Raw genomic sequence first — 15092 nt, forward strand, 5'->3', positions numbered from 1 at the left:
AAAAAATGAAGGAGAGATTACATATGGACGCTGCTGCATATCCGTTTAGACAAATTGAATTGCCATTAGATGAACGTGTTCAGGATCTGCTCTCCCGGCTGACGCTTGCGGAGAAGGTTAGTCAGATGCCGCAATATCAGGCAGCCATTGAACGGCTGGGTGTAGGCGGTTACAAGCATGGTACGGAGGGTGCGCACGGGATCTCCTGGCTGGGCAAAGCCACCTCGTACCCGCAGCCCAGCGGGCTTGCCTGTACCTGGAACCCGGCGCTGCTGCAGAGAATCGGTTCGGCAATCGGGGATGAGGCCAGGGCCTTTTACCGCAAGAACCCTACTATTAACGGCTTGACTCTGTGGGCACCGACTGTGGATATGGAACGGGACCCGCGCTGGGGGAGAACAGAGGAGGCCTACGGGGAAGACCCCGAGCTGACAGGCCGGCTGAGTACAGCGCTTGTCCAGGGAATTCAGGGCGATCATCCGGTGTATCTGAAAGCGGTAGCGACCCTGAAGCATTTCCTCGGGAACAATAATGAGATTGACCGAGGCGTGGCTTCGTCCAGCATTGACCCGCGCAATATGCGCGAATATTACCTGGAAGCCTTCAAGCCTGCCTTCAAGGAAGGCGGTGCACAATCCATGATGACCGCCTACAACTCCGTGAACGGTGTGCCGGTTATCCTCCATCCGGCGGTAATGGAGATTGTGAAGGGCGAATGGGAGATGGACGGCTTCATTGTCAGCGATGCCGGAGACCTGTTCGGCATTGTGAAGGACCATAAGTATTATGATTCCTTCGCCCAGTCCATGGCGGAATCTATTAAGAATGGCATTGACAGTGTGACCGAAGAGACGGAGGAGACCATTAAGGTTATTCACGAGGCGCTCCGTGAAGGGCTGCTGACCGAGGCGGACCTGGACCGCGCGCTGGCGAACACCTTCCGCGTCCGCTTCCGGCTCGGTGAGTTCGACCCGGAGGAAGGCAATCCGTATACGAAGATCGACGACTCGGCTATTCTCAGCAAAGCGCATGGCGAGCTGTCGCTCGAAGCCGCAAAGGAATCCATCGTGCTGCTGAAGAATGACAACGCTGCCCTTCCGCTGAATGCAGCCTCGTTGTCCAAGGTGGCTGTAATCGGCCCGCTGGGGGACGAAGCGTTCAGAGACTGGTATTCCGGCACGCTGCCCTATGCGGTGACCCCTTTGCAGGGAATCACGAAGAAGTTGTCAGGCAAGCAGGTCACCTTCGAGAGCGGGGATGACCGGATCATACTGACCTCCGCTGCCAGCGGACAAGCCGTGGGGTTTACGGGAGAGGACGGACGGCTAGCGGTGCTGCATGATCTGCCGGAACGCGGGGAGATGTTCCGCCATACGGCATGGGGCTGGACCGCTCATACCCTTGAATCTGCCAGCCGGGGACAATATGTTACCTTGACAGATGCTGGTACACTGACTGCTTCTGCGGATGAAATCTATGGCTGGTATGTGAAGGGATCGCTGAACCTGGTTCAGGAAGGCGAAGGCGCTGTCAGTTTGCGTACCTGGAATGATCAGCCGGTTGCAATCAGTGCCGAAGACGGAACCCTCCGCGTCTCGGAAGAGGAGCCCTCTTCCGAAGCACCGATATTCCATAAGCAACTGGTAGTGGATGGCGTAGAAGCAGCCGTTGAAGCGGCGCGGGCCGCTGAGGTTGCCGTCGTATTCGTCGGTAACCATCCGCTCTTGAACGGCAAGGAGGAGATTGACCGGCCGGATATTGTACTGCCTGCAGAACAGGAGAATCTGGTCAAGGCCGTCTATGCCGCCAACCCGAACACCGTTGTGGTGATCGTCGGCAGCTATCCGATTTCCTCCACCTGGATCGACGAGCATATTCCAGCCGTGCTGTACACTTCGCATAGCGGGCAGGAGCTGGGCCATGCCGTTGCAGATGTCCTGTTCGGCGATTACAGCCCGTCCGGCAAACTGAATATGACCTGGTACCGCAGCGTCAGCCAACTGCCTGAATTCATGGACTACGATATTATCAAAGGCAAAAGAACCTACATGTACTTCGACGGTGAGCCGCTCTATCCATTCGGTCATGGGCTGAGCTATGCACAGGTGAACTATAACAACCTGTCGCTGGCAGCGGAGGAAATACAGCAGGACGGTAATATCAATCTGACCGTAGAGCTTGAGAACAGCGGCAGCGTTGACGGTGACGAGGTCGTCCAGTTGTATGTCCAGTGCTTGTCCACCCGGATCAAGCGGCCGCTTAAGCAGCTGAAGAGGTTCGTCAAAATCCGGCTGGCTGCCGGACACAAGCAGACGGTCACCTTTACCTTACCCGCCGCTGAACTCTCCTTCTGGGACGTCAGCCGCGAACAGTACTGTGTGGAGGATGGGGAATACCAGCTAATGGTAGGCCGCTCCTCAGGAGATATCCGGCTGGCAGCCACCATCAGGGTGCATGGCGAGGCTGTTCCGCCGCGTGATCTGTATGCGCGGGTTAAGGCTGAGAATTACGATGATTACGATAGCGTCTTCCTCGATGAATGTAAGGCTGGCGGCGCTGCGGTACATCCGGTGAAGGGCGGGGCGTGGATCGCGTTCCATAATGTCCGGTTTGCAGAGGGTGCAGCAGGTGTCGAAATGCTGGTATCCTCTGTCCAAGGAGGCGTGGTTGAAGTCCGGATCGGCAGCCCGTCCGGCAAGCTGGCGGCTACACTTGCCATTCCGTCAGGCGGCGTTCAACAGTGGCACAGCCAGTCCACTATAGCAGATGTGGATGCTGGAACTACAGATGTGTATCTTGTCTTGCAGGGTGAGATTCTGCTCAGCCGCATTCAGTTTACAGTGTAGGTGTTCTTGCGTAGCGGGACCCTTGTATAGATGTGAAAAAAGCTTCTGGATGGCCCTTAGGGCGGTCCGGAAGCTTTTTTATGAATTTAGCGTGCCTAGTTAAGCACGCATCATCTAGCCGGTGAAGTTCCAGTCGATCAAGGGACTAAGACCCCACGTAGCTAGGATTCTTGTGTGTATAGCAAAAGTGGTACTAAAAGCGAGTCGACAAAGTGCTTGTCAGAGAGCGACGAATAAAATACCAGCCTGTAATGTCAAGTGAATCTTGCGGCGTTGTTATAAAGCCTCGAAAGAGAAGGGGGAGAGGAAACGCCCGTTAGAAGTCTTTTTTTAGATTACTATTTTTTTATAATAATTTTGAATATCAAAGGATAGTATGGAAAATATAGAACGAAAAATTCATAGATTATACATTTTTTCCCTTGTAACTATATTATATATAGTAATCAATGATATTGTTTTTTTACTTATATGTAATTTATTTGATATACAATATATGGTGTGTTATTATGGTTTATGCCAAGGTAATGAATGTATATTATTACATTTGGTTATATTTTATTCCTGAAAAAGAGAGGAGGGGTTAATATGAAAAACAACTTATTTGATCTGGATGTGCAAGTTAATAAGACTACAGTTTCTTCTGTACAGCCAAATGTTACAAGTATAGTATGGTGTACTAGTGGCTGTGGTACGGGACAAACTGCAGCAAATTGTGTTCCAACTGGTGGAAAGTGTTTCTCTAATATTGGTACTCTTTGTTAATTGAATTAACAAAGCAATATTATTGTTACATATTTTGTGAAGAGCTTATATTAGAGAAAGGATGGTTGATATGAAAAACAACTTATTTGATCTGGATGTGCAAGTTAATAAGACTACAGTTTCTTCTGTACAGCCAAATGTTACAAGTATAGTATGGTGTACTAGTGGCTGTGGTACGGGACAAACTGCAGCAAACTGTGTTCCAACTGGCGGAAAGTGTTTCTCTAATATTGGCACTCTTTGTTGAATTTAAAACTTTACAATAATACTAAAAAGTAATGTAAGGAGAGGGATCAATATGATCCCTTCTTCTATGTTTAAATTGGAAAGTGAGGTACGGCGGTGGCTAATATATTGGAAGTAAACCAGATTACCAAGACTATTGGAAAGCGAGTGATTATTGACGAAACATCTTTTCAATTAGAAGAAGGGAAAATATATGGATTTATAGGACCTAATGGAGCAGGGAAAACGACACTGATGCGTATCATGACCGGATTGATTAAACCGACAAGCGGAGAGGTACGCATTGATTCATACAATGTTCAGACGCAACGTCAACAGGCAATTTCTAGAGTGGGCGGTATTATAGAGTCGCCAATATTTTTTGAATATATGACGGGGAGGCAGGTATTGCGTAATTTATCCCGTTTACATCCAACTATAAAATCATCTCAAAGAGAAGAACAAATCGAAAAGTTGCTAACAACAGTCGGTCTAGAAAAAAGAGGAGAGGATAAAGTACGAACATACTCTTTAGGGATGAAGCAAAGACTTGGAATTGCTCAATCCATGCTAGGTGGGCCGAAACTGTTGTTACTTGATGAGCCTTCAAATGGACTTGATCCCATAGGAATGAGAGAACTGAGAGATATTATATTTAAATTGCGGGAGACTGAAAATTTAGCCTTTTTTATTTCGAGCCATTTGCTTGACGAATTACAACAATTGTGCGATGAACTTATTGTTATTCGTGAAGGATCAATTATTTGGAAGGGGTTAACGGAAAATATTGTCAAGGATGGACAAAGACTTGAAGATGCTTTTATGGAGTTAGTGCAATGAGTAAACTAATATTTTGTGAACTGGAACGACTGTCAAAAAATAAGTTGATATGGTGTTTATTCGTTTGTGTACCTCTACTTGCTTATTTAACAAAAGGATATATTCAAAGTTTTTATCCAACTGACATAGTATCCACTAGTGTATTTGTGATCGCAGGCTTAAGGGAAAACTTATTTTTGCCTTGTAATATAGCGGTTGCTGCTATTGTTGCTGCTGTTTATACAGAGGAATATCGTGGAGGTCAGTTAAGATTAATGTTTTTGCGTCAGTATTCACGGGCTAAAATTTTTTTTAGTAAACTTTTGGTTATTAATATTATTATAATAGCTTTATTAGTGGTTATGGGCATTTCTTTAAGCGTTATAGGCCTATTTCAATTTCCTCATGACGGAGAAAAACAAATTTCTTTAATAGTTGATTTAGGATTTATCGTCCAGTATTATTTTTTAGCATATCTAACTTTGATGGCGATTTCATGCTTTTTTTCATATATATCACTTATAAGTAAAAATACAACATTCATGTTAGGCATAACTGTAGGTTATGTTCTTATGTCATTGTTATTTGATGGGATATATTTACATTTTGCGAACCTTTTTGTGAGTGGATCATTCATGCATGAATTGGTAGCCTATGTTTTAATTCCCTATATGCAACATACAGGCCTCTACTCATTACTGAATGAGAGAAACTTACATTCTATTTTGCCGATGGCTTTAATCTTAATATCGTATATGGTTATTTTCGTATGGACAGCATACCGTCGATTTGTAGTAGATGACTATTTGTACTAGGGGGGTATATATGTTTGGGATCTGGATCAGCGAAATGGAACGAGTATGGAAAAGTAAGTCGATGCTTATTTTATATTTGATTTTCATACTTTTATTAGCTGCTAATACTTGGGGAGCTATGTTAAACGGATCGGGAAACCTTAGATTTGGTGGTGGAAGGATCGAGTTCAATAATCTTAATATGCCTTGGTATATGATGGATGGAATATCTCTTGTGCTTACAGTAGTTGTGTTACCTGTAATTTATGTAAATCACTTAAGTGGTGATATTCATTCTGGAGCTTATCGATTATATATGCTGCGCCCGTTTTCTCGGGTTCAAATCTTACTAAGCAAGCTTTTGGCATTGGCTGCAACAACTATAATATTAATCGGGTTTACATACATTTTTGCTATGGCAACTTCGTGGATTTTTTTTCCCAAATCTAATGTAGTAACTTTATATGGATCTAATGAACCAGTTAGCGTAACTAAGGCAATTATGTTTAACTTTAATTTCTATGCCTTGTTTGCACTAGTGAGCATAGCTAAATTAATGTTTTGTAGTGCAATTTGTTTATTTGTTACGAGACCACTTTTTGCTTATATAACAATTTTTGTGCTTTCGTTTCTTTTATATTCTAAAATTTCCAATTCTCTAGTTATATTATTTGATCCGTTTCAGAAAATATTACTTGCTCTCAGAGGAGAGGTCTACACACAATTTTGGATTTCCACGTTAGGGATTATTGTATTTTGTACGCTGATTAGCTTTTTTAAGTGGCAGAGAACAATGGTTTAATGTTTAAGAAATCATTTAATTCAAGTGATTGAGAGGAAAGAGAATATGACGGATACTAACATTAGAGGAACTCTTTATAAATCGTTAGATTTTTTTATGGTTAGAACTCCTGTTTTATCTATTAATGAGTATACTGAGTTATTTCCTGAGAATTTCACTAATGAACAAGATTTGAGGAAAATTTCTACTGATCTTCTTATTACATTTTCCGAAAATAAATTAATTAGGGAAGCAATTGCAGTGTCTAGTCCTAGTATGCTGGAATCTTTACCCTATTTATATAGTGATGATAACCCTCGCAAGAAAAAACAAGTTCTCAATGGATTTATGCGCTTTTTACTAAGAATGATGTCTCGTCCAACACCATTCGGTTTGTTTTCGGGTGTTACATATGGAATGTTTAATGAACAGTCAGAAGTAAGAATGAAGGGTCTCAATACGTATCGCAAAAGGGCAAGACCGGATATGGAGTGGTTACTAAAAATAATTGAATTCGTGGAGGGACAGTCAGGTGTAATTGCTCAGTTGCATGTACGGCGAAATCAGTTAATACTTCAGCAGGGAGACAGGGCAAGTATCCCTTACAAAATCCGTTATGGAAATGTACTGAAGGGTGAAAACGATAGTGTTTCTGTTCGATCAACGGCTGTGTTTGATTTTATTATGAATGAGACTGAGGAACCCATTCTGTATTCAAATCTCCTAACCAGAGTGAAAGATCAATTTAGTGACGCTAGTATTGATACTATATCATCGTATGTATGGGAATTATTTGTCCAGGAGTTTCTGTTCACGGAGTTACGTCCTCCTTCAACAATAACTACACCTATGGAGTATATTATAACTAAAATAGCACCAGTAACAGGAATAGATGCTTTAAAGTCAAAACTATATGAAATTTATACGGATATAGAAGAGTACAATAAACTATCTATTGGTGAAGGAGAAGAACAATTACTGATATTACAGGGTGAAATGAAAAATCTTATGAAAACACAGAATACACTACAAATTGATTTATCATTAGAGGATAGAGCAATTACACTTAACCAGAATGTTAGGGCGGAAGTAGAAAAGGTGGCTGAGTTCCTTGCACGATCATTTCCTATTGAGCTGCAACATATGGAGGAATACCGTGAAGAGTTCTTGGAGAAATATGGGCCTTATCGAGAAATACCGCTCCTTGAATTGTTAGACCCAGAGAGTGGTTTAGGTGCTCCTGCAACATATAGTTACCCTCCTAGTTCTAGAAGTGTGAAAAAAAGCTCGAAATTTAACCAAAAGGCACAGTTATTATACCAATGGTTCATTTCTTGTCTCAATAAAGGACAAAGTGAGCTTATACTTACAGAGAATATGATTCAGCAACTTCTAGAAGATGAACCACTTAATGAAAGTGATTTTATACCATCAATTGAATTATATTTCTTGATTAATGCAAGAAATCAATATGAGCTGGATCAGGGGAATTATACGATGACTTTAGGACCTAACCCAGGTTCATATGGGGCCGGGAAGACATTTGGTAGATTCATTGATTTATTTGAGCCTTCTTTTGCTGCAAATAAATTTATGTTTATAGATAAGCTGGAGCGGGAATTGAATCCTGAGAAGTTACATGCGGAAGTTTCGTTCATTCCCTCTTATGGAAGATCGTCTAATATTTTACTAACCGACAATTTTCGAGATTATGAAATTGCAATTGGAACTAATCATACTGTGCCAAAAAATAAGCAAATCGCTGTATCTGATTTGGTTGTTGGTGTTAGGAATAATCATTTTTATATTAAATCCAAGAGTAACAATAAGGAAGTTATCCCTACAGCTGGACATATGTATAATCATCAGTTAACTCCTAATATTTATAGATTTTTAATTGAAGCTGGCATGGATGGCTATAAAATGTGGCAGGGATTAAACTTAGATTTTATGTTTAAGTCTCCATATACGCCTAGACTAAAATATAGTAAAACCGTACTTTGTCCTGCGACGTGGAATATTCATTGGAAAATTAAAAAAAATTCAGAAGACGAAATGAAACGGTTTTTTAGTGATTTTAGAGAAGAATGGAAAGTTCCACGATATGTTTTTATTACAGAAACAGATAATCGTATTTTAGTAGATCTAGATCACCCGCTGCATATTGAAATGATACACAATGAATTGATAAAGAATGGTCGTGTTATTTTAACAGAGCATATTGGTGGGTTTGCTGAACCTTTAATAAAGCGGGATGATGGTTTCTTGGCTGCAGAATTTGTTTTTCCTCTGGTGCGCGTTAAATCTAATAAAGAGGCTGATAATGCAAAAAAAGAAAGAGATGATGCACTTAGAAAAATAAATACATGGAAAATAGATAATAAAGATCGAGTATATTTACCTGGTGGTAGATGGACATATGTAAAGTTGTATGGCTTAAATAGCCGACAAAATGAGTTTATTGGATCATATTGGAATGATTTTATTAAAGAATGCAGAAGTAAAAACTTAATCAGCCAAGCTTATTTCATACGTTTTCTAGATCCTAATGTACATATTCGTGCACGGTTTGAATTGCAGGAGCAAGTTGCATTATCTAGTTTTCTAACCTTTTTCTATTCATGGACAAGTGAATTGTTGAACAAAAAGTTAATTACAAATGTAACCATAGATACTTACGAACCTGAAGTAGAGAGATATGGTGGAATAGAATTAATGAATACCGTAGAACAACTTTTTTCTGCTGATAGTGAAATTGTTACTGATCTAATAGAAATGATTAATGTTCGGAAAATTCAGACGGATATAGAAATTATTGCTGTTATAAGTGTGATTGAAATCTTGAATCAGTTTGGGTTAAGTTTAGATGAAATACATGATCTTCTTAATCGGAATTATGATTTTAAAGAATATTTGGATGAGTTTAGGGGGAATCGTTCTTTAATAACATCCTTATTAAAAAGTTCTGAAGTAAGTAAAGTGGGAGACAATGCTGAAAAACAAATTCTTTATCAAACCTTTATCAAAAGAGAAGGTATTACTAAATATTACTTCACTAAAGTTTTAGAAAAAGAACAAGACAAACAATTAATGAACGATAAAGAAGATATTATATTTAGTGTTGTTCACATGCATTTAAATCGCTTATTAGGAACAGACCGATCCAAAGAACGGAAAGTTATGATTTTGGCTCGTCACTCCATAAATAGTTTGTTGCAATATCGGAGGAAGAAATATGAAATCTGAAAAAAAAAATAATCAACAGGGAGAATTAAAATCATTAATTAAAACAATATTAAATGGATTAAGACTTTTTAAGCTGATTTTTAAATTGAATAAACATTATATGGTGCCAAGTATTATTATAAATATAGTCCAAGGTTTTTTACCTGTAGCTGTTTTGTTAGTTACTCAAAATCTACTTAATGGTATTTCTACAGTTTCGAATAGAGGGGAAGGATGGTTATTACATAGCTTTTTAATGTTTAGCATTGTGTATTTTATTAAAGTATTAATAAGCGGATTGAATACTTATGTCGAAGGTAATCTCCAGTCTCAACTTTCTAATACTATGAACATATTAATATGCGAAAAGTCAGTTAAGCTAGGATTAGAAGATTATGAGAATTCTGAAATTAATGATCAATTAAAAAGGGCAACTCAAGAAGCATCATACAGGCCGTACGAATTGTACAATCAAATCACCAGTATTATTACCAGTATTATTACTCTTATATCTTCAGCAATAATACTTATAATGTGGAAATGGTGGATTATTATTATAATCGTTATATCATCAACAATCTCCATTTATTCAATTCTCAAAATTAATCGTGAACAATTTCAAATTCATATGGATCGGGTACCATTAATCAGAAGATCATGGTATTTGACGTATTTACTTACGAACGATAGAGCAGTAAAAGAAGTAAAGATTTTTCAGCTTGCTCCCTATTTACTAGATAGATATCGTAATTTTTTGAAATCGTTTTTTCAAACGGATCGAAAAATGCTGTTTAAGCGTGTGGGTATAGTTTTTTTATATGATGTTCTAGAACTGATTAGTTTATGTGTTCTAATTTGGATTGCCTTGTTTGAAGCTTTCATGAATAGAATTCAAGTGGGAAGTCTGTATGGATACATACAAGCTATAACATTAACACAAAGTCAAATGACTTCGATTATACAAGGTTTAATACGGTTCTCACAAAACAATCTATACATGGAGCAAATGCTGATATTTCTAGAGTTACCAACTACGGATCCCATCTATGTACAAAAAAACAGTTCTTCTCAAAGACTAAATTTGGAAAAAGAAATAAATACAATTTCTATGGAAAATATATATTTTCGCTATGCAGGTAAGTCTCATGATGTAATACAAAATTTCAATTTAAAACTAAATAAAGGCGAAACGATTGCTATTGTTGGAAAAAACGGATCGGGTAAATCCTCATTAGTAAAACTGCTAATGCAATTATATGGAGATTATCGGGGGAGGATAAGTATAAACGGTGTCGATATAAAAGAGTATGATTTGCAACAAATTCAAGAAAGAATAGGGGTGGTTTTTCAGGATTTTATGCAATATGAAATGTCAGCACGTCATAATATAGGGTTTGGATCTCTGAAAGAAATGGATGATGAAATTAAAGTAATGACGGCTGCTCAAAAAGTTTTAATTGAAACTTTAATCAAGCAATTACCAAAAGGAATAGATACACAGCTTGGGAAGTGGTTTGAAGAAGGATATCAATTATCTGGAGGGCAATGGCAGCGAATAGCCATTGCTAGAGCATTCATGCGAAATGCGGATATATATATTTTGGATGAACCTAGTTCGTTTTTAGATCCTATTGCTGAAAAAGAGTTGCTCGAAATATTTATGGAGCTTATGAAAGATAAAATTGGGATTTTCATAACTCATCGTATAACGTCTGCTCGTTTAGCTCAAAAAATTATCGTAATGGAGGAAGGCCAGATTATTGAGCAAGGATCTCATTTAGAATTGATGATGGGGAATGGTATGTATGCAGAGATGTACCGGATTCAAGTCAGTTCCTTTTCTGATAAAGAGGAAGGTGTTCAAAAATGACATTTGTAGAAAAAAGGGATCATAACTGGATTCCTGTTGAAGGAGAACTAAGAGAACAAATATTAATTGTACTGCGTAAAATAATCATTAAATATAAAGACCCAGAGAAATTGATTTCTTTGATTACTACATTAGAAAACAGCAATGTTACTGAGGTAGAGTATAAGACAGGAGTTAGTCTGGGAAGTGGACTTACTGGAATTTGTCTGCTTCTTGGCCAATTAGATCAGCTATTTCCAACTGAGGACTGGGATGTTATAGGCCATGAATACTTAGTGCTTCTTAATAAACACATGCAAGAAAATGGCATTAATGATCTATCTCTTTATAATGGATTGGCTGGTATTTTAGTAGGAGTTCGCGCTTTATCTCGTAACGGAACACGTTATACCCAGATGTTGGACACACTTGCTAGTCTATATGAGGACATGTTTGCAGAAAGTGTTGGATCACTTAAAGAACGTTGGAATTCAGGCGATATTCAAATGGGTGATTATGATACTATATCGGGGTTAGCAGGCATAGCGCGGGTAGTGCTGATGTTTTTAGACCGTCCAAAAATGAGGGAGATATGGAGTGATATCGAGGAGTTGCTCCATTTTTTTTGTGGAGAAAAGGATATAGCAGATCTAGCAATACCAAGATGGCATATTACAGCTTCCAATCAGTTTCAAAAACATGAAACATTACAGTACCCAAATGGTAATTTTAACTTAGGATTATCCCATGGGATTTCAGGACCATTGAGCTTAATGAGTATATCAGTATTGCAAGGGTTGGGGAGTGATAGTGTATTAAAAGATATCTGCAGGTTATCAGAATGGCTATCTATCTGGACAATTCAAAATGATGTGGGGACTTATTGGCCGGGTAGAGTTTCTTTTGAAGAGGCACAAAGCGGTAAATTAACTATGGAGAACCAGAAATTCAATAGAGATTCGTGGTGCTATGGTGTACCAGGTATTGCTCGTGCACTCTGGCTTGCTGGTACTGCAACAAATGACGAAAAATGGACAGAATTGGCTTTGAATTCATTTCTTGAAATAGATAAACGGATTACAAATTTAGGGGGATTAGCATCAGCTACATTATGTCATGGTATAGCAGGTTTGTTACAGTCAGTTCAGCGGTTATATTCAGAAACAAAGGATAAGAGACTCGAATCTATAAGAGATAAACTTATAATCAGTATATTAAACATGTTTGAACCCGAATCTATATTTGGATTTTATGAAATAAATATAATAAACGACAAACTCGAAAAAATTAATGATTCAGGTTTTTTAAATGGAAATGCAGGAGTTGCATTAGTATTGGCATCATTGATTTCAGATGAGAGCCCTGAATGGGATAGTGTATTGATGTACTGTTAATTTCCAGTCTTCCACATTTTTGAGATTTGAACACTGCTAAGCTTTCTCGATTAGTGCTGTTCAATGAGTTCGACAGTGTCCAGCTGCCGATATGGATAGTACAGAAGCTTCTGAAAGTCCTTTTGGGCGGTTCAGAAGCTTCTTTCTACAGTTTATTAATATTCTAAAATCCTAATAAAGTTTATTAAGGCGTAAAGATCATCCGGGTATTTTTATCGTCCTATAAAATAGGTGATTAATACTTTCACAATATTGAAAAAGAAGCAGGAATGTTACTGCTAGCCCCTAATGTCCAGAGGTTGACGGCATGAGTTGTTCTGCTATTGACGGTCAATCTGTCCGCAGCAAGGGAGAAAAATAGGGAGAATCATAACAATTCTCCCTGAATCACACGCTTGACCTTATGGTCGTCAACAATTCGGTGCTTGTTCTGTGCTCCGTAAATCAAGGCATGAGTACATAGTTTGTTCACCAGCCGGGCGGCTCCACTGGAAACACGGTAGATTTCATCCATCGCGCTTCCGTGAATAGCTCATGTTCGGCACCTGCTGCATTCAGATGTCTCTTCATCTAGGCCCCCAGTTCCGCTCGGTCCATATGCGGAAGATAACACTGCATATCGATTCCCTGGCGGATCGCCGCGTACGCTTGCAGCCCCTGACGGTCCCAGAATTCACTTTGTGCAACTAGAATCAAGGCCATGGGGCTCTTTGAATCCATTTTCATGTTCAACAGGAAGTGCAGCTCCTCCAGCATCTCCCGGTCCAATAAATGGGCTTCATCCCCCCCCCCCCCCCCCCCACGGGCTACAGTCGGTGAATCCTCCGCATCAGCTCAATCTCCCGGTGCAGTTGCCGTTTGGCGTCGCCCCGGTAGAATTTCGACTCACACCCAAGCTGTTCCAGAAGCCCTTTGTAAGAATGACGTGGGATTAGTTTGGAATTCGACAGGTAGATCAGCTTAAAGCGAGCCTCATCCAGTTCCTCGCTCAGCCGCCGGATCGTGGTCGTTTTCCCGTTCCCACAGTCACCCGTAAGTACGGCAAAACACTGACGCTCCGCGACATATAGGCCAGACGCCCGAGCGTTTCTCCCTGCGACGCAGACGCATAGAGCACGGTGACGGCAAGGATCTCTGGAAAACGGTGCGTGGTGCAACTCATTGAAGGACTCAAACATCTTAGTCCTCCCTCTGTACCTGGCGGTACGTCACCGCCGGTGCTTCCCGTTCCTTCCGGCGCTGGTGTCGGGTTTCTTCGGCCTCCAGCAGTCTCGAGGTGTCTGTCAAAGAAGCACCCAGGTGTTCCGGTAGCGCCGGCCTTGTTCCCGCCAGCTGACCGATTTCCATCTCACTCACCCGCCACGGGGCTCGGCATTCGTATTCAATTGTCAGCTCGGTGGTGTCTGCCGGGTCATAAATGATTTCAACCGTACAGCCCATCACGTCGAGCCATTAATACGAACTCAAAGTCGAAGCCCCGCCAGACGCCCCCTGCGCCTTGCGGAACGCGGAAGGGGACATGCCGCTCTGCTTATTGAAGATGCGGTTGAACTGGGAGAAGCTGTTGAAGCCGCATTGTCCGGCGATGTCAGAGATCTTGTGCCGGGTGTGGAGCAGGAGCTGCTGGGCTTTGCGGACGCGGGTCATCTGAATGTATTCGGTCAAGGTGAAGCCGGTGACGGTTCTGAACTGGTGCGATAAATAATAAGGGCTGATATAGAACTCCTTGGAGATTAAATCCAAGGACAGCTCACTGCCGTAATGGCTGTGAATGTGGGCGGTGATTGAATAGATTTTTTGCATCATGGCATTGCCGATCTCCTCCAGCACGTAAGCATTCTTGTCATTCTGCTGGGACAGACTGCACAGGAACTGCTGGAACAGACTGTGAATCAGCACAGGATTCAGCGGTGAAGCGCTGCGGGAACAGTTGAAAATAGCATTGAGCGGCTCGAACACGGCGCTGCGCGGGCCTCCGGTGAACCGGTAGATCGGAACCTCCTCGGCGAACGGCTGCAGCATTGTATTGTAAGCGATCTCAAGTCCGGGTATATTCCTGGGCAGGTTGAAGTTGATGATCAGCCGCTTATGCGGCGGACCTGCGGGATACTGGGTCATATGCAGCCGGTACGGAGCAAGCAGAACAATGTCATATTGCTGCAGAGCATGTATATTACCTTCAATAATATGAGTAGCGCTGGAATCCAGCAGAATATGAATCTCATAAAAGTCATGATCGTGCTGAAACTCCATATTGATGTCGTGAGAGCGCTGATCGTAGTCAAAATAGTAAAAGAGCGGATCAGCCGGAGTATTGATACGTATACTATATCCTTGTTCGTATAACAGGTCGCTGTCGAGCATAGCCTCTCTCCTCACCGTTGGCGTTTTACT

General features: G+C 41.0%; 12 protein-coding genes. 9 read left to right on the forward strand and 3 right to left on the reverse strand.

Annotated elements, in window-relative coordinates; all coding sequences use genetic code 11:
- Positions 1–23 precede the first annotated feature (23 nt).
- From MKZ07_RS31830 to MKZ07_RS31870, 9 genes are all read left to right on the forward strand, one after another.
- A complete protein-coding gene (locus tag MKZ07_RS31830; RefSeq protein WP_341029494.1) occupies positions 24–2846 on the forward strand; it encodes a glycoside hydrolase family 3 protein in 2823 nt (940 codons plus the stop codon).
- A 588-nt stretch (positions 2847–3434) separates the two neighbouring features.
- Positions 3435–3611, forward strand: coding sequence for a gallidermin/nisin family lantibiotic (locus MKZ07_RS31835; protein WP_341029497.1), 177 nt, complete (start codon positions 3435–3437; stop codon positions 3609–3611).
- A 70-nt stretch (positions 3612–3681) separates the two neighbouring features.
- The gene (locus MKZ07_RS31840; protein ID WP_341029497.1) at positions 3682–3858 is read left to right on the forward strand and encodes a gallidermin/nisin family lantibiotic; all 177 of its coding nucleotides are present in this window, start codon (positions 3682–3684) and stop codon (positions 3856–3858) included.
- A 95-nt stretch (positions 3859–3953) separates the two neighbouring features.
- On the forward strand, positions 3954–4676 hold the full coding sequence (locus MKZ07_RS31845) for an ABC transporter ATP-binding protein (RefSeq protein WP_036697807.1): 723 nt from the start codon (positions 3954–3956) through the stop codon (positions 4674–4676).
- Complete coding sequence (locus MKZ07_RS31850) at positions 4673–5470, forward strand: ABC transporter permease (RefSeq protein WP_036697811.1); 798 nt, start codon at positions 4673–4675, stop codon at positions 5468–5470. Before MKZ07_RS31845 ends, MKZ07_RS31850 begins: the two co-directional genes overlap by 4 nt.
- 10 nt (positions 5471–5480) lie before the next feature.
- Positions 5481–6251, forward strand: coding sequence for a hypothetical protein (locus MKZ07_RS31855; protein ID WP_036697814.1), 771 nt, complete (start codon positions 5481–5483; stop codon positions 6249–6251).
- 45 nt (positions 6252–6296) lie between these two features.
- On the forward strand, positions 6297–9476 hold the full coding sequence (locus tag MKZ07_RS31860) for a lantibiotic dehydratase (protein WP_036697817.1): 3180 nt from the start codon (positions 6297–6299) through the stop codon (positions 9474–9476).
- Complete coding sequence (locus MKZ07_RS31865; RefSeq protein WP_036697819.1) at positions 9466–11325, forward strand: ABC transporter ATP-binding protein; 1860 nt, start codon at positions 9466–9468, stop codon at positions 11323–11325. Before MKZ07_RS31860 ends, MKZ07_RS31865 begins: the two co-directional genes overlap by 11 nt.
- Positions 11322–12698, forward strand: a complete 1377-nt coding sequence (locus MKZ07_RS31870) for a lanthionine synthetase C family protein (protein WP_036697821.1) — start codon at positions 11322–11324, stop codon at positions 12696–12698. Before MKZ07_RS31865 ends, MKZ07_RS31870 begins: the two co-directional genes overlap by 4 nt.
- Positions 12699–13268: 570 nt before the next feature.
- Here MKZ07_RS31870 and MKZ07_RS31875 read toward each other — a convergent pair.
- The 3 genes from MKZ07_RS31875 to MKZ07_RS31885 all read right to left on the reverse strand — a co-directional run bounded on the left by MKZ07_RS31875 (position 13269) and on the right by MKZ07_RS31885 (position 15062).
- Positions 13269–13466 (reverse strand): hypothetical protein, encoded by a 198-nt coding sequence (locus MKZ07_RS31875; protein ID WP_341029505.1) that lies wholly within the window; start codon positions 13464–13466, stop codon positions 13269–13271.
- Between the two features lie 38 nt (positions 13467–13504).
- The gene (locus MKZ07_RS31880; protein WP_327196391.1) at positions 13505–13876 is read right to left on the reverse strand and encodes an AAA family ATPase; all 372 of its coding nucleotides are present in this window, start codon (positions 13874–13876) and stop codon (positions 13505–13507) included.
- A 274-nt stretch (positions 13877–14150) separates the two neighbouring features.
- The gene (locus tag MKZ07_RS31885) at positions 14151–15062 is read right to left on the reverse strand and encodes a helix-turn-helix transcriptional regulator (protein WP_036697826.1); all 912 of its coding nucleotides are present in this window, start codon (positions 15060–15062) and stop codon (positions 14151–14153) included.
- Positions 15063–15092 lie beyond the last annotated feature (30 nt).

The sequence above is a fragment of the Paenibacillus sp. FSL P4-0338 genome (genome assembly GCF_038002365.1).
Lineage (GTDB): Bacteria > Bacillota > Bacilli > Paenibacillales > Paenibacillaceae > Paenibacillus_AQ.